This is a genomic window from Klebsiella sp. PL-2018, from assembly GCF_019048985.1.
GTDB classification, from domain to species: domain Bacteria; phylum Pseudomonadota; class Gammaproteobacteria; order Enterobacterales; family Enterobacteriaceae; genus Klebsiella; species Klebsiella michiganensis.
The window spans coordinates 4,481,176-4,496,740 of sequence record NZ_CP077673.1; the positions used below are offsets into that span (position 1 = coordinate 4,481,176).

Below are 15,565 nucleotides of genomic sequence, written 5' to 3' on the forward strand. Positions count from 1 at the left end.
GTCACCAGAAATAAAGATAAATCCATTGATAAGCCCGGGCCTGAATCCCAGGCGCCGCAAACCTGATAAGCGCCATCCATCAAAAACCGCGCTAGTGCAGACTGACGCGTAGTGCCGCCGCCGTCGCAAAGGGGCTTAACGTTGCGCTGCCCGCCAGCAGCGCGCCCAATATCGCCATATACCCCGCCACGGGCAGATGCATGGAGGCCGCATCCATCGCGGCGGTAGCAAAAATAAGTAAGGGAATAGTCAGCGGCAGAACCAGAATGCTTAACAGCGCGCCGCCGCGCTTAAGTCCGACGGTGAGCCCCACGCCCGGCGCGCCGAGGAACCCCAGCGTCGGCGTCCCTAATAGCAGGGTCAGCGCCATAATTTTCCAGCCATAGACGTCCATGCCCAGCAGCAGAGCCACCAGCGGCGACAGGATCAGCAGGGGCACACCGGTGACCACCCAGTGAGCCATCACTTTAGCCACGACCACCGCCGGCAGCGGTAAAGGCAGCAGCATCAGCTGTTCAAGGCTGCCGTCCTGTAAGTCGTCGCGAAACAAGCGCTCGAGCGCCAGCAGCGAGGAGAGCAGCGCAGCGACCCAAATAATGCCGGGCGTCAGCCGCGCCAGCAGCTGCGGCTCCGGACCAACGGCAAGCGGAAACAGCGTAATGACAATCAGAAAAAACCACAGCGGATTGGCGATTTCCGCGCGATGGCGAAACGCGACCCGCAGTTCAAGGCAAAAAATCCGCCACATCACGGTTCCGCCCTCTCGCCGCACAGCGCAATGCGTCGAATCCTGTCGGATGCCGCGCTAATTGATTGATGAGCAGTGAAAATGACGATGCCGCCTTGCTCCGTGTGCTGCGCCATGCGCTGAATCAGGCGTTCGACGCCCTCCGTATCGACGGCGGTAAAAGGTTCGTCGAGGATCCACAGGCGGGCGCGGGTCAGCCAGAGGCGCGACAGCGCCACGCGCTGCTGCTGACCGGCGGAGAGCTGGTTAACAGGAATATCGTCGAAGCCGGCAAGCCCGGCCTGCTTAAGGGCCTCCCGGCACTGGGCGATATCATCGTGTTGATGGAGAAAGCGCAGGTTTTCCATGGCGGTCAGCCTGGCTTTGATTCCCGGCTTATGGCCAATCCACAGCAGGTTTTGCTGGTAGCTATCGCGCACGCGATGCAGAGGGCGGCCTTGCCAGTAGATTTCTCCGGCATCAGCGCGGGCCAGCCCGATAAGCAGGCGCAGGAGAGTGGTTTTCCCCGCACCGTTGCCTCCGGCTATCTGCACCCAATCGCCCGCCGAAACGCTGAATGAAAAATCTTTCAGCAGCGTCCGACCATCGCGTTCGCAGTGCAGTTTAATGGCCCTGAGCCAGCTCCGGGAACTTTCGCTCATCATCCCGTTATTGCCCCGGCTGATACGGCGTATAAACACCGGTCAGGCTATGCAGAAAAGCGACAATATCATCGATATCTTTTTGCGCTAAATCCGTACCGACCTGATAGCGCAGCATCAGTTTTACTGCGCCATCAAGCGTCGGAACATCACCGCGATGAAAATAGGGCGCGGTGAGCGCCACGTTGCGTAGACCCGGCACTTTTTGGCGTAATTTATCCCGTACCTCTTTCGTCACATTCATTCGGCCAATATCAGCAGCCGTGATTTCACCAAAATTAAAATCACGCTTCAGCCCCAGCGGTTCAAAAGAGCGGCCGCCGAGAATAATACCGCCGTGACAGGTAGCACATTTATTATCTTTAAATAGCTGATAGCCATGTTTTTGTTGCGCGGTCAGCGCGTCTTCATCACCGCGCAGCCAATTATCAAATGGCGCGTCGGGGGTAATTAATGTTTTTTCAAATTCAGCGATAGCGTCAGTGATGCGCTCACCGCTAAAACCTTGCGGATAAACGGCTAAAAAATCCTTTTTCAATACGGGATCTTTATCCAGTTTATTAATAATGTCTCCCCAGGATTTTGATGCCATCTCAATGGGGTTTAACGGCGGGCCACCGGCCTGTTCTTGCAGCGTTGATGCCCGTCCGTCCCAGAATTGCTCAATATTAAAGACGGCGTTAAATACCGTTGGCGCGTTAATTGGCCCAACAGCGCCCCCCACGCCGATAGACGTTTTTCTGCCATCGACCCCGCCCGCGTTTAACGCATGGCAGTGTGCGCAAGAAATGGTGCTATCCCCGGACATTCGCGCGTCGTGATAAAGACGAAAACCCAGCGCAGCTTTCCGCTCATCAACGGGCAGCTTTTTAGGGATCGGCTGGAGAGGTTCATTGCGATGCTGCGCGGCGGTATCAGCGCTGGCGTAGTAGCGCTCGCGCTGGTGCTTAATCCAGTTGAGTATCTCAATACGTTCGCTGTCGCTAACGCCGCCGGTCCAGTGCAGCGCGACGTATCGCGTAGGCGGCATCGTTTGATGCTGCATAACCCACTCAATCTTGTTTAATTCACTTTGTGAAACGGGTTTATCGTCAATCAGTGACGTACGCACGGATTGAAGGTTAAAGGATTTGTATCCCAGCTGTACGTCATAATCCATCAGCTGTTTGGCAACGGGAAAAGCGGCGTAAAAGGGCAACTCCGCCGAGGGCGTATGGCAATAGTCGCAACCTTTTTCACTAAAAAAAGAGAGAACTTTATTATTCTCGGCAACCGCCGAGAACCGGACGTCGTTTTTTTTAATACGCTGACTGTCGTAATACCAGATATAGCCTGACAACCCTAAATAACATAACACGCCTGCGGTAATGACCGAGGCTGTAATGGTCGCAATTTTCTTCATAAGATCATTCCTTTGAGGCATTGCAGCTGAGATAATGACGTTTTATATTTATAGTTTCACGTAACATCATAGCGGTGACGGCGCCGTGGATATTGATTAGCGTCAAAGCCGATGACAGGCAGGACCTATAGATATAATAACCACACCCTATCATCACTATATTATTCTGCGCTGCGCGCGGCGGCTAAAAATCTCACCCCTTTGCTCAATTTTCCATGTATTCACCCTTATTATACAAACGGGTAAAACATTAATGAGAGGATTCACATTAGCGTGTTTCCATTAAGCAGTAAAAAAGAGAGATGAATTTTATCTCACCCTACCAATTCATATTTTAAATTTGCTCTCGCGGCAGAAATAAAAAGCGGAAAAATAATTCCGCCTGCGTTTGAAAAGCTAAGAGGATTAACCCCTTAGCGTTGGGCGTCGGCCTGCCAACAATGCGATCAGCGCAACCGCAACCGGCACCAGCGAACCCCACAGCACGGCATTCCAGCCGAAGAGGTTCATCAACGCGCCCGAGGAAAATGAGCCAATCATCATGACGCCGAAGACAATAAAATCATTCAGCGATTGCACCTGAGTTTTCTCTTCCGGCCGGTGGAAATCCATGATCTGCGCCGACGCGCCGGTAAAGCCGAAGTTCCAGCCGATACCCAGCAGGATCAGCGACAGCCAGTAGTGCATCACGTCGATACCGGCGAGGCCAACCATCACCGACAGCAGCAGCAGAACTAAACCGGCCGCGTTAATACGCCGGGCGCCGAAGCGATTAATCAGCTTGCCGGTAAAAAATCCGGGACCGTACATGGCGATCACGTGCCACTGAATGCCCAGATTCGACGCCTGCTGGGAGATCCCGTGCATATGCATGGAAAGCGGCGCCGCGGTCATCAGGAAGTTCATCACCATATAGGATATAGCGCCGCTAAAAACCGTCCGGGAAAACCCCGGCTGGCGCACGATTTCGCCCAGCGGGCGCCCGCCCGATTTGGCCTGCGCCGCCGGCTCGGGGGTTTTTACCCCCAGCAAGACCAGCGCGGATACCGCCGCCACCAGCCCCTGAGCGATAAAGGTCATCGCAAAGGTGTGCGGCGGCCACAAATTCATGGTCGCGGTCACCAGCATCGGGCCGATGATCCCCGCCGCCACGCCGCCGCCCATGACCAGCGAGAGCGCCCGCGCGCGCCGCTCGCCGCTGACGCCGTCGGTAGCGGCAAAGCGGAAGGACACCGCCACCGCCGCATAGGCGCCGCCGAAAAAGGCCGCGAGACAGAACAGTCCGAACGAAGCGATCGCGACCGCCAGCGCCGCCAGCGCTCCCGTCAACACGCCGGCGCCGGTACCGACCATAAAGACCGTTTTGCGCCCGCGTCTTCTGGCCAGCGCGCCAAACGGCAAAATACAGGCCGCCATCCCCAGCACAAAAATGGTGATGGGCAGCGTGGCCAGCGTCGGCGAGGGCGCGATGGCGTTGCCCACAATCGCCCCTGTGGCGTAAAACACCACCGAGTTTGCCCCTGCGAGCGCCTGCGCCGTCGCCAGGCGAACAATATTTTGGTTTTGCTGTCCGACGGGCAGCGTTATCTCAGCGCTCATGACTCTCTTTATCCTGAATTCGTTTGCGTTATGCCAATACCCTGACTGACATAATGAACGTAATCAGGCATGACGACCAGCCATCACGCCGCCATCAATATCCCAAACCGCGCCGGTCACCCAGCGGGTGCTATCGCTGAGCAGAAACGCCACGGTTTGCGCGATATCATCAGGCGTGCCGACGCGGCCAATGGGATGGAAGCCGTCAAAGCTGTTCATCACATCCTTCACATCCTCTTTAGGGATAAACCCTTCATATATCGGCGTATGCACCACCGCCGGCGATACCGCATTGACCCGAATCCCGCTGCCGCCCAGCTCAATCGCCAGATTTTTGGTCAGCGCATGCAGACCCGCTTTCGCCATGGAGTAGGCTGACGACGGCGTTGCGCCGATGGCCTGCTGCGCCCACATCGAGCCGATATTCACAATCGAACCTTTGATGCCATTAGCCAGCATATTGCGCACCACCTCGCGGGTGATAAAAAACGTCGCGCGGTTGAGATGCATATACCGATCGTAGTCAGCCATTTCATGTTCGATAAACGGCTTCGGGAAGAAAACGCCGGCGGCGTTGACCAGCAGGCTGATATCCTGATGTTCCGCGTTAATAGCGGCCATAACCTGCTGCATACCGCTTTCGCTCGTCAGGTCAGCGACGATAACATCCACCTTCCCCGCTGCCGCCAGCGCCTGACGCGCCTGTTCGGCTTTCTGCCGACGATTGCCCACCAGCACCACGCTGCCGCCATTCTCCACCACCCGTTTGGCCGTCGCCAGCCCCATACCGCTGGTCCCGCCAACCACTAACAGTTTTTTCCCCATAAACGCCGTATTCATCATTCACCTCTTCACGCTTTATTTGTGTGGCCTAAGCATGCCTTTCCTGCAGCGCGCTGACGAATGAGAAGAAATAGCCAAGCGACAAAGAAAATCTATCTTGATGGCCTATACTGAGACGCAAATTCACTGGGGGATATTCACCATGCGATCGCTTAACCGACTGAAATGGCTTCACGCATTTGAAGCCACCGCCCGCCACGGCAGCTTTACCGGCGCGGCGCGCGAGCTGGGCGTGACGCCCGCCGCCGTCGGGCAGCTGGTCAGGGCGCTGGAAGAGTGGGTCGGCCATCCGCTGCTGCACCGTACCCGTAGCGGTAAAGAGCGTCTCACCCTGGTGAGCGAAGCGCAGGCGGCGCTGCAGGATATTACTCAGGGGCTGGATAAGCTGGAGAGCGGACTGAATAAGCTTCGCGGCCGCCGGGCGCGTTCCGTGGTGGTGATTACCGCCTCGCAGGTGCTGATGATGAACTGGCTGATGGAGCGCTTAAACCGCTTCTCTGAAGTCCATGATAATATCGACCTGCGTCTCAACGTTACGGAAAAGCTGATGGATGTGGCCCACGGCGAAGCGGATTTGGCGGTACGCTGCGGTCGCGGCGACTGGCCCGGGGTCGATAAAACCTGGCTGATGGATGAAGAAGCGGTGCTGGTGTGCAGCCCGCTAATCGTCCCGGCAGACAAAACCGTCTGCGGCGAGTGGCTGGCGGCGCAAAAGCTGATTCATGATGATACACCCTATCCCGGCGCCAGCTTTCCATCATGGGCGGAAGTGCTGGAGGCCGCTCAGGCGCCAACGGCGCGCGATAGCGGGTTGCATATTAACTCAACGTCGGCGGTCATCCTGGCCGCGCTCAGCGGGCGCGGCGTCGCTATTGTTCGCCGGGCGCTGGTACAACAGCTCCTCGCCACCGGCCAGCTCGTTCAGCTACACCCGGCCCGCCGCTGGCCGCTCACCTGGTCCTACTATATTGTGACGCCCCAGCATGCGGTCATGCGCCCGGAAGTGAAGGTGTTTTATGACTGGCTGCTTCACGATGTGCTGGCGGAAAACCCGATACGCTGAATATCTTCCGCCACACCCGCATAGAAAACCTTTATTGCTTTATGGTTTTAGCTGGTCATGAATGCGCCACTTCTGTTTCAGCACGTTTTTGTCTTGGCTGGCCAGCCACTGGTTAACCTTGTCCAGCAGCTGCGGGTTATCTTTATTCATCATATAGACTTTGAAGCTGGCGGTGCCCGGGAACGGCTGCTCATTGGCCACGCAAAACACGCCCGGTTCATTGCTCTGGTAATAGACGCCCTCAATCAGGTCGGTCACCATCATATCCGCCGTTTTCTGCCGCAGCGCTTCAAGGTTATCGATATTGTTTTTCACCCGAATAATCTGCGCCTGCTTGATATGTTCATCGACAAAGCTTTGGTTGGTGCCGCCCGGATTCACCACCACCTTCACGTTTGGCTGGTCGATTTTTTCCAGGCTACCGAGCGCCGGCGCCGCCGCGCAGTTAGCCAGCGCAATCTTGCCGTTCGGCACCACCGGCTGGCTTAACGCGAAATCTTTCGCCCGAGCTGCGGTTTCCGTCACCCCGCCCATGGCGATATCAAACTTATCGGCCTTCAGGTCGGCGGAGAGCGTGGGCCAACTGGTCGTCACAAAGCTCACCTTTAGCCCAAGCCGCTTGCCGAGATCTTTCGCCATATCAACATCGTAGCCCACCAGCTCCCCGGCTTTATTATGAAACGCCAGCGGCGCGTAATCCCCCGGGACGCCGACTTTCAGTTCGCCGCTTTGTTGAATGCTGTTCATGTCGCGCGCCTGGGCGCCAAAGGCGACGGCAGCGATGACGAAAACAAGACCTGACTTCGACTTCATCGTTATATCCTTGTTCAAATGTGAACCGTTTATGATTACACCGCGCTGCGCAGCGGATGCTGTTTATTGTTTATAAAATCTTTAATCATGGATATCGTCAATACCGGCGGCGAGAAAGGCGGCATCGTTCCTTCGGCCACCCGCCCGGCGAGCTGCTCGCAAAAGCGCTCAACCTGATTAACCGGATACCCGGCAATATCCTGGGCGGAGTAACGCCACCATCGTAGCGCCATCAGCTGCTCAATAATCGCCTCGCTGAAGCGCATGCGGATGATCTTCGCGGGATTACCGCCGACGATGGCGTACGGTGCGACGTCTTTGACCACCAGCGCGTTGGCGGCAATGACAGCCCCATCGCCAATAGTAATCCCCTGCGCCAGGGTGACATTCTGGCCAATCCACACATCGTTGCCGATGGTTATCGGCCGGGGCGTTTTTGCAAAAGGATAAAACTGGTTGGTCCTGCCGCTATCGGCAGCCAGCGTCGCCATCACGCCGGAATGATGGGCATAAAACACCGGGCTGGCGCTGGCCCACTCCAGGGGATGTCGGTCGCCGAGCACCTGTAACCGATCGGCAATCGACGTGTAGCGCCCCACGTTAATCAGCGCCGGCAGCAGGGTTCGCGTATAGCTAAAGGCGCCCAGCGAGGCCAGCCGTTCGCCGCAGCGTCCCCAGTAGGTGGTATAGGCCTCGGTGGCTAAGTTTTCCGGTATCTCAATCGGCAGGTCGTCACGGTAAAAGGCGTGGCCGCAGGCCAGCGTCTGCCCGCCGACAAAAATCCGCTGCGCCTGCAATAGTGGCTTAAGCTCCCCAAAGGCGATTTTCATTATCGATTTTCCCGCACAAAAGTATTACCGGACAGCCGCTTAATCTCTCGATCATTGATAGCGTACCGATCCGCTCGCCGTGCGAAAAATCGTTATGACTTCTCTTTTTTGTGAGCGACAGCGCGAAAGCGACGGTCAGTTATACTCCAGCGCAAACGTCACCATGCTATTGGCGGTACCGGCGGTTACCGCGTCATCCGTCTGTACGTACTGGGCGTTAAAGTTGATATTTTCCGCCGCCCCCGCGCTGCTGGCGGTAATCCGCTTGAGTACAGGTAAGTTACTGGCCTCATTGATTTTGACGCCGGTTCCGGCGGCGGGCGCTGGGGCACTGTTATTGCCGTAGGTGAGCCTGACGCCCACACCGCTCGCGGAGGCGTTTGCTTTACTTAGCGCCAGAGTATCCGTTCCCCCGGATGGCGAGGTGACGCCAAAAAAGCCGATGCGGATATCGGTTGGCGTGGAGCAGAAGACCGGTATGGAGAAGCGCTTCGCGACGCCGCCGGTGGTGTTTTTGCCCTTAAACTCCGCTTTATTTACCGTGCCGAGGCTAACGTGAATATTCGCGGTTGAAACCTGACAGCTGCCGCTGCTGCCGATATCGACATTCAGCGCCGCCATATCGAGCGTGACCGGCGAGCTGGCGACAAAACCGCTGCGGCTGTCGGCCTGCTGCTGGATAGTGAGTTCGCCAATCTGCGGCTGCGCCGGAACGTTTGCGTGGTTGCCGCTGACCAGGGCGACATTACCGGTCTTATAAAACGTCACAAAGACTTTCACCACAATCTGCTGCTGGTTCAGCAGATTAGCCATCTCATTGCTGTCGCAAACCGTCACGGATTCCCCATTACCGGCCGCATGGCTGCCATCAATAAAGCGAACGGCGCCGCCGCTGCACTGGAAGCCCAGCGAGTATCCTATGCCGTCCAGCGCTGAGGGGAACACGTGCTGACCGCCGATTGACAGCGGCGTTGAGGCCGTTTTTAGCTGCCGATAAACCAGACGCTTTGCCGCCGCTTTCGGCACCTGAAGATCGCAGGAGAAATGAATCCCGCTGCCGTTATCCGCCATCATGCCGGTCATCTGGGTATTCAACGGCAGCGTGGGCAGGTACTTGATATTCTGGACGTTCACGGTCATCTGGCCGATATCTCCTCTGCAGGTTTCCGCCCAGCCGCTGTGGCTATAAATCCCCGCCATCAGCAGGAATAAAAACGATACTATGCGCAAAATCACCTCTGTGCAGACCTACTGGCAGAGGCCAGAGACGGTTTTAACCGGACTCTGCCCCTGCTGTACGGTATCGGTAAGATGGAAATGCAGTGCGCATCTCCGTGAGAGATTGTCGGCGTTCCAGGCGGCATCGAGCGTCCCTTCTTGCGGAATACCGCTCAGATAGACCTGCCCGCCATCCGCCACCATGCCGCCCGGCGCCGCGCCCCGATCGTCTTCTGCTTTACGCAAGCGAACGCTGGCGCCGAACGGCAGCGGGCCGTGGCTATCGCTGAGGGTAAACAGCACGCGGCTGCCGATGTGGGTCTGATAGTTTGCCTGCACCACCGCCCCGCCGCCGGGGATCACCGTCTGCCCTTCAAGTTCAACATCGGCATCGTCGGCCAGCGATTCGGTATCGAGCGTAATGGTATTTTTGCGATACGCCGTCAGCGAGGGCACCACCGCATAGCCCCGCCAGTCGGTATGCACGTTGCTGCCGTTCTGAATCGCCACGTCGGCGGCTCCCGGCGCGCGTACGATGGCAAAGCTTTCGCCGACGGTCTGACCCAGCGTCACTCCATGAGGATGGGCGACGATGGACCCCGATGCGCCCCAGGTCAGCTGATGGCTTGCGCTATCGCGGCGATAGCCGAGCTGCGCGGTTCCATAGCCGCCGTGGTAATCGAGCGATGCGCTGCTGTTGCTGCCCTGGCCGCCGTTAACGTAGCCCTGCTGAAGGGAGTAGTAGAGATTGGGATTGCGCGGAAGCGAACCGTACAGCGACGCCTGCTGCGAGGTGCGTCCGTTATTGTCGGAGGTGGTGCTGTAGCTAACCGCACTCTCGGACAGCGGGCCGCCAAGCGGAATGCTCAGGTTCAAGGACCACGAGCGATCGTCTTTTTGGCGATCGGATGACTGGGTGTAGTAATAACCCACGCCCCACGAAACGCCTCGCCAGGCGCTGTAAAAACCGAGATGGATCGTTTCATCGCGGCTCTGGCGGTGCCAGTACTCCTGCGACCAGGCGGAAATCGCCAGGCTGCTCATACCGCCAAACGCCTGAGAAAGGGAGACCTCTTCGCGGCTGCGCTTGTTATCCAGCAGGCCATTGCGGCTCTCAAGCGCGCTGGCTTCGCTGAAGTCGTAATAACCGCCTGAGGAGTAGCGATAGCTGGCGAGGCTAAATGAGGTGCCGGTGCCGGCAAAATCCTTCTGGTACTGCACCCGTACCGAATGGCCGGCCGAGCGCTTTCCCGACGGCGTCGTGGTGTTCGCCCATGTCGCATCGCCTCCAAGCGATCCGAGCTCGCCAAAACCGCGCCCGACGCCGAGCGCCCACGACTGGTAATCCTGCGCCAGCTGGCTACCGCCGTAGAGCGTGAATTCAGCCGGTAGCCCATAAAAGAGCGTACCCTGCAAAAACGTCGGCGAGCGCGCCTGGCTCTGCTCCGAATGGTAGCGTCCGGCGCTCAGGCTGAATTTCACGCGTCCTTCCCGCAGCATAAACGGGACGGCTGAAAAGGGCTGGGTAAAGGTCCGCACCGAACCATCGCTCTCTTTTACCTGCACCTCGAGATCGCCGCTTTGCGCCGTTGGATAGAGGTCGTTTATCGCAAACGCTCCCGGCGAGACGAACGTTTCATAGATAACGTAGCCATGCTGGGAGATGGTGACTTTGGCGTTGCTGTGCGCCATTCCGCGGATCGTCGGGGCGAAGCCGCGCTGGCTATCCGGCAGCATTTCATCATCGGACATCAGCTGAACGCCGCGAAACTGCACGCTGTCGAAAACGTCGCCGGTCGTAAAGGTATCGCCCATCCGCAGCAGGCTTTTGAGTGACTTCAGGTCGCGCTGTAGCCAGGTACTCTGAGAATTCCAGCGCCGGGTCCGGTCATACTCCATCGACGAGACGTTACGCAGGCGCCAGGCACCGAGGTTAACCCCGCTGCGTAGATTCAGGTAGCTGGAGCGGCTGCTGTCATCCGTCTGCCGGGTTTGCGACCCGGTCAGGTTATAGTTAACAAACGCCGCCGGGATACCGTCATCCCAGCGTGCCGGATCCACGTATCCGCGGCTTTGGGCGTTCATGGCCGCCTGGGGAATACTTAAGTTCAGACGCTGAGTGGCGAAATCAAAACGGCTGCTGGCATCGGGGATGTAGCGCTCGATGCGAGTAAACGTTTCTCCCTCATGCAGGGTATTAAACGCCGGGAAAGCGCTGACGTTGACGCCATATTCCGCCAGCTGCGCCGGGGTTAACTGCGGCCGCAGTTCGCCGTTGCTGTCGACAAATGTCACCTCGCCCTGGGCTATCTCCTGGTTATTCACCCAAATGCTGACCGGGTATGTCCCGGGCTGCTGGCCGCCAGCTTTAGCAAAATAGTGTAAATCAGCGGTCTTTTGCTGCGGATTAGTAAATTCTAATGCCGCCGGATCAAAGTAGTCCTCCGCCCGCGCGATACCGCTTTGGTACAGCAGAAAAAGCGCCGTCGGCAATAATAAAATCCCGCCGGTTGGCGCCGCGATCGCCGAATAAACGGAAGTCATATCCGAAGTGTTATTTTTCACAATATCCTGACCAGGCGAAGCAAATTAATTACTGTTGCGCGTAATCCGTAATACCACCGAAGTCATTAATGGCGCGCCATTTAACTACCCCGGAATGAGTAATCGGCCACGCTTTATGATCAAAGGGGCCAATCATGCCGGGTTGCGGAATATCTGTACCGCCAACCGAAATAACAAAAAAGGAGACAAAATAGGGCGTCGGGTTTTGGGCAACCAGCCTGGAACCTTCAATGTTAAACGTCAGCTTGCGCCATGCATCGTCAGGCTCGCCCGCCAGACCATTCGGGCGATAGAAGATCTTAAACTTTGATTTAATATTGACCTGAAGCTTGTTCACTTCATCTTGTTTCGTTGGTGCAATACTTTTCACATTGAGCCAAAAAACGGATTCGCGATCGGTGGGCAGCGTTCCACCAATATAGTTAATACGCAATACGTTCTGCTGTTCAGGATCGAGACGGAAAAGCAGCGGCGTCACAATAAAAGGCACCCGGCTTTTATTGTTTTCCGTATAGTTTTCTACCCACGATTGCACCAGATAAGGTGAATGAGTATCAGCGTTGGTGACCGATATTGCGGCTTCACGTTTCCCTTCCTGATAAACAACACGGGTTCCTCCCATGACAATACCGGCCTGTGCCGCAGTTGATAGCAATAAAAAGGCTATCGCGGCGATCGTTCGTTTCATAATGACTACCGTCCGGGAATAATAAAAGCGGGTATCACTGCCTGAAGCTGATAAATAATCTGCATTAATTATGCCGACCCTATTTCAGCCGGGCGGCGGCGGCTGGCGGCTTACCCGGCGTGGGAAGCCATGAATAACCGCAGCTTTACCCGCTTCCAGGGTATTAGTTGTAAACCATATTGAAGTTGGCCGTACCGTTGGCAGAACCGGCGGAAACCGCGCTGGTTGAGACATAGTCAGCAAAGAATTCCAGATCGGCGGTACCCGTTGCCGCGCCGCTCGCGCCAGCGGTAACGCTGTGGCCGCGTGAGACGGCGCCGAGATCAACCGGCGTCGACTTATCATCTTCATACAGCTTTATCGCTACCCCACTTGCGGTACCGTTAATCGCCAGCAGATCGCTATTGTTGGTATCGCGGGTACCGTCAAACAGCACCGAGACGGTGGTAACGGTAGAAGGACAATCTTTCACTTTGATATGGAAGGCGGTTTTGGTCGTTTCAGAACCTGCGCCGGTAAAATAGCTGCTCGCCCATTTCCCCAGATCGACGCTCTGATTTGCGCTGGTGCTATCAACATTACAGGAGGAATCGGTAATCGATCCGGTAAATTCGACCTGCCCACCCGTCCCCTGCGTGCCCGCATTAGAACCGGGGTTAACGGTCATTGCCGATCTGGCGGGTTGTGAAGGCGAGGATAATGCGCTAGCGGACACCAGAGCACCGACAAACATTGCCATAATACGAAATTGCGTTTTCATTATTCATCTCATCTCTAACTTATATTTTCGACAGATTGCGCGCGAGGGATTAAGCCCCGGGCAAATCTGCGTGCAGATCCTCCATGTTAATAATATTCGCGTTCCGTCCGCAGGACATCAGGCAGCAAAAATAAGCTGCTTAATTGGCTATTTTGATAAAAAGAAGTTCTTCGGCGAAATTGATAAACCCTTTATTAAGGTAACAAATAAATACTATCCCTACCGATTACAAATCGCAATATTTTGTTATGTTAATGAAATGCTGTTTTATTTTACATATAAAGATAATATTAAAAACATTATGCGCATTGTTAATTAATGCAACCAAAAATCACGATGCAATAACATCAAAAAGCAACATCAGGCGGTGTAATTTAACAATCACCCCTAATTTCACCGCGATTTTTCGGCAATAATTCTGTGAGCGGACTGGGTTTTTATAGAATATTAGGATAAATCTTAGATTGGCTTTTATCTTATTTTCGTTGTCGAATAAACAATAATCACGCGAGTCATTATAAGCAGGAGATATTGATGACAAGTGTATTTCATCTGAAAGCCGGAGAGGAAAGATGAATAACAATACTTTCTTTGTGGAATAATAAACCCGCAATCGATGCTGAAGATTGCGGGTTATCCTAAAATAAATAGCTGACAGGGACGATCAGAACAGGCCCAGCGGCGCGGTACCGTAGCTCACCAGCAGGTTCTTCGTCTGCTGATAGGCATTGAGCGCCATCTTATGGGTTTCGCGCCCTACGCCGGACTGTTTGTAGCCGCCGAACGCGGCGTGCGCAGGGTAGATGTGATAGCAGTTGGTCCACACCCGACCGGCCTTAATGCCGCGCCCCATGCGATAAGCCAGGTTGGTATCCCGCGTCCACACCCCGGCCCCAAGGCCAAACTGGGTTTGGTTTGCAATAGCCAGCGCCTCGGCTTCATCTTTAAAGGTGGTGACGCCGATAACCGGGCCAAAGATCTCCTCCTGGAAGCTGCGCATATCGTTGCGGCCCTGAATCAGCGTCGGCTGAATATAGAAACCGTTATCCAGTTCGGCAGAGATGCTGGCGCGTTCGCCGCCGGTCAGGATCTTTCCGCCTTCATCGCGAGCGATCTTAATATAGGAAAGGATCTTATCGAACTGCTGACGCGACGCCTGCGCGCCGATCATCGTATCGGTATCAAAGGGGTCGCCGCGGCGAATTTGCGCCACCTTCTCCATGACCCGCGCCATAAAGGGCTCGTAAATAGACTCCTGAATCAGCGCGCGGGACGGGCAGGTGCAGACCTCGCCCTGATTAAAGAAGCCCAGAACCAGGCCTTCAACCGCCTTCTCGATATACTCTTCTTCGCCTTCCATCACGTCGGCAAAGTAGATGTTCGGCGATTTACCGCCCAGCTCAACGGTACAGGGGATAATGTTTTCCGCCGCGCAGGCCATGATATGGCGGCCTACCGGCGTTGAGCCGGTAAAGGCGATTTTGGCGATGCGTTTACTGGTTGCCAGCGCTTCGCCCGCCTCTTTGCCAAATCCCTGAACCACGTTAAGGACGCCCGCCGGGAACAGATCGCCAATAATCTCCAGCAGCAATGTAATGCTGAGCGGCGTCTGCTCTGCCGGTTTCAGCACCACGCAGTTGCCCGCAGCCAGCGCCGGAGCGAGCTTCCAGGCGGCCATCAGCAGCGGGAAGTTCCACGGAATAATTTGTCCGACCACGCCGAGAGGCTCATGGAAGTGATAAGCCACCGTCGTTTCATCAATCTCCGCCGTGCTTCCCTCCTGCGCGCGCAGGCAGCCGGCGAAATAGCGGAAGTGATCGACCGCCAGCGGCAGGTCGGCGTTGAGGGTTTCGCGGATCGGCTTACCGTTATCCCAGCTCTCCGCTACCGCCAGATATTCCAGATTGGCCTCAATACGGTCGGCAACCTGCAGCAGCAGATTAGCGCGGTGCTGAGCCGACGTTTTGCCCCAGGCGTCGGCGGCCCGGTGCGCCGCATCAAGGGCGAAGTCGATATCTTTGGCATCAGAACGCGGAAACTGCCCGATGTTGCTACCGTCGACCGGGGAGGTATTCATAAAGAATTCTCCACCGATGGGTTCAACAAATTTACCGTCAATAAAGTTACCGTAGGCTGACTTCAGTGAAACCAAAGCGCCCGGTGTGTCAGGATGAGCATAACGCATCGCGAATCTCCTTCATGTAGGGTTGAGGGCAGCGGCATATTAGTTTTGTACGGCGGCTCGCTGCGTCTCTCGTCTATTGCAGGGGTTATGCCATTTTTTATATTTTAAAAAAGAAATTAATTTTCAATAAATTAGATAGGTCACGTCACTTTCTGTCGCACAGAATCTCTCTTATGTGTCGCAAATCGCAACACCACGAAAACCATATAG

Annotated in this window: 13 protein-coding genes; 1 reads left to right on the forward strand and 12 read right to left on the reverse strand. The window is 55.7% G+C overall.

What is annotated here, in order from left to right; genetic code table 11:
- Positions 1-91 precede the first annotated feature (91 nt).
- The 5 genes from ccmB to MKleb_RS20970 all read right to left on the reverse strand — a co-directional run bounded on the left by ccmB (position 92) and on the right by MKleb_RS20970 (position 5,230).
- The gene (gene ccmB, locus MKleb_RS20950; RefSeq protein WP_086074038.1) at positions 92-748 is read right to left on the reverse strand and encodes a heme exporter protein CcmB; all 657 of its coding nucleotides are present in this window, start codon (positions 746-748) and stop codon (positions 92-94) included.
- On the reverse strand, positions 748-1,389 hold the full coding sequence (ccmA, locus tag MKleb_RS20955) for a cytochrome c biogenesis heme-transporting ATPase CcmA (RefSeq protein ID WP_029946929.1): 642 nt from the start codon (positions 1,387-1,389) through the stop codon (positions 748-750). The genes ccmB and ccmA overlap by 1 nt, the downstream gene beginning before the upstream one ends.
- A gap of 7 nt (positions 1,390-1,396) precedes the next feature.
- Positions 1,397-2,791 carry a cytochrome-c peroxidase gene (locus MKleb_RS20960; protein WP_025107305.1) on the reverse strand — a complete coding sequence of 465 codons (1,395 nt, stop codon included), beginning with the start codon at positions 2,789-2,791 and terminating at the stop codon, positions 1,397-1,399.
- A 405-nt stretch (positions 2,792-3,196) separates the two neighbouring features.
- A complete protein-coding gene (locus MKleb_RS20965; RefSeq protein ID WP_014839275.1) occupies positions 3,197-4,390 on the reverse strand; it encodes an MFS transporter in 1,194 nt (397 codons plus the stop codon).
- A 63-nt stretch (positions 4,391-4,453) separates the two neighbouring features.
- A complete protein-coding gene (locus tag MKleb_RS20970) occupies positions 4,454-5,230 on the reverse strand; it encodes an SDR family NAD(P)-dependent oxidoreductase (RefSeq protein WP_025107304.1) in 777 nt (258 codons plus the stop codon).
- A 145-nt stretch (positions 5,231-5,375) separates the two neighbouring features.
- Between MKleb_RS20970 and MKleb_RS20975 the strand changes: the two genes are divergently transcribed.
- Positions 5,376-6,296, forward strand: a complete 921-nt coding sequence (locus tag MKleb_RS20975) for a LysR substrate-binding domain-containing protein (RefSeq protein ID WP_025107303.1) — start codon at positions 5,376-5,378, stop codon at positions 6,294-6,296.
- A 39-nt stretch (positions 6,297-6,335) separates the two neighbouring features.
- Here MKleb_RS20975 and MKleb_RS20980 read toward each other — a convergent pair whose 3' ends face one another.
- The 7 genes from MKleb_RS20980 to MKleb_RS21010 form a co-directional block, all read right to left on the reverse strand.
- A complete protein-coding gene (locus MKleb_RS20980; RefSeq protein ID WP_025107302.1) occupies positions 6,336-7,109 on the reverse strand; it encodes a transporter substrate-binding domain-containing protein in 774 nt (257 codons plus the stop codon).
- A 35-nt stretch (positions 7,110-7,144) separates the two neighbouring features.
- Entirely contained in the window at positions 7,145-7,939 is a 795-nt protein-coding gene (locus tag MKleb_RS20985; RefSeq protein WP_025107301.1) for a CatB-related O-acetyltransferase, read from the reverse strand.
- A 135-nt stretch (positions 7,940-8,074) separates the two neighbouring features.
- On the reverse strand, positions 8,075-9,139 hold the full coding sequence (locus tag MKleb_RS20990; RefSeq protein WP_049103470.1) for a fimbrial protein: 1,065 nt from the start codon (positions 9,137-9,139) through the stop codon (positions 8,075-8,077).
- A 48-nt stretch (positions 9,140-9,187) separates the two neighbouring features.
- Positions 9,188-11,722 carry a fimbria/pilus outer membrane usher protein gene (locus MKleb_RS20995; RefSeq protein ID WP_108703521.1) on the reverse strand — a complete coding sequence of 845 codons (2,535 nt, stop codon included), beginning with the start codon at positions 11,720-11,722 and terminating at the stop codon, positions 9,188-9,190.
- A 28-nt stretch (positions 11,723-11,750) separates the two neighbouring features.
- Positions 11,751-12,410 (reverse strand): fimbrial biogenesis chaperone, encoded by a 660-nt coding sequence (locus MKleb_RS21000; protein ID WP_217076173.1) that lies wholly within the window; start codon positions 12,408-12,410, stop codon positions 11,751-11,753.
- 163 nt (positions 12,411-12,573) lie between these two features.
- Positions 12,574-13,170 (reverse strand): fimbrial protein, encoded by a 597-nt coding sequence (locus MKleb_RS21005; RefSeq protein WP_014226488.1) that lies wholly within the window; start codon positions 13,168-13,170, stop codon positions 12,574-12,576.
- 664 nt (positions 13,171-13,834) lie between these two features.
- Complete coding sequence (locus MKleb_RS21010; RefSeq protein ID WP_025107297.1) at positions 13,835-15,355, reverse strand: acetaldehyde dehydrogenase ExaC; 1,521 nt, start codon at positions 15,353-15,355, stop codon at positions 13,835-13,837.
- Positions 15,356-15,565 lie beyond the last annotated feature (210 nt).

Coding starts and splice junctions, on each gene's coding strand:
- MKleb_RS20960 (WP_025107305.1), bottom strand. CDS start 2,791: ATGAAGAAAATTGCGACCATTACAGCCTCGGTCATTACCGCAGGCGTG.
- MKleb_RS20990 (WP_049103470.1), bottom strand. CDS start 9,139: ATGGCGGGGATTTATAGCCACAGCGGCTGGGCGGAAACCTGCAGAGGA.
- MKleb_RS20975 (WP_025107303.1), top strand. CDS start 5,376: ATGCGATCGCTTAACCGACTGAAATGGCTTCACGCATTTGAAGCCACC.
- MKleb_RS20985 (WP_025107301.1), bottom strand. CDS start 7,939: ATGAAAATCGCCTTTGGGGAGCTTAAGCCACTATTGCAGGCGCAGCGG.
- MKleb_RS21005 (WP_014226488.1), bottom strand. CDS start 13,170: ATGAAAACGCAATTTCGTATTATGGCAATGTTTGTCGGTGCTCTGGTG.
- MKleb_RS21000 (WP_217076173.1), bottom strand. CDS start 12,410: ATGAAACGAACGATCGCCGCGATAGCCTTTTTATTGCTATCAACTGCG.
- MKleb_RS20980 (WP_025107302.1), bottom strand. CDS start 7,109: ATGAAGTCGAAGTCAGGTCTTGTTTTCGTCATCGCTGCCGTCGCCTTT.
- ccmB (WP_086074038.1), bottom strand. CDS start 748: ATGTGGCGGATTTTTTGCCTTGAACTGCGGGTCGCGTTTCGCCATCGC.
- ccmA (WP_029946929.1), bottom strand. CDS start 1,389: ATGAGCGAAAGTTCCCGGAGCTGGCTCAGGGCCATTAAACTGCACTGC.
- MKleb_RS21010 (WP_025107297.1), bottom strand. CDS start 15,355: ATGCGTTATGCTCATCCTGACACACCGGGCGCTTTGGTTTCACTGAAG.
- MKleb_RS20970 (WP_025107304.1), bottom strand. CDS start 5,230: ATGAATACGGCGTTTATGGGGAAAAAACTGTTAGTGGTTGGCGGGACC.
- MKleb_RS20965 (WP_014839275.1), bottom strand. CDS start 4,390: ATGAGCGCTGAGATAACGCTGCCCGTCGGACAGCAAAACCAAAATATT.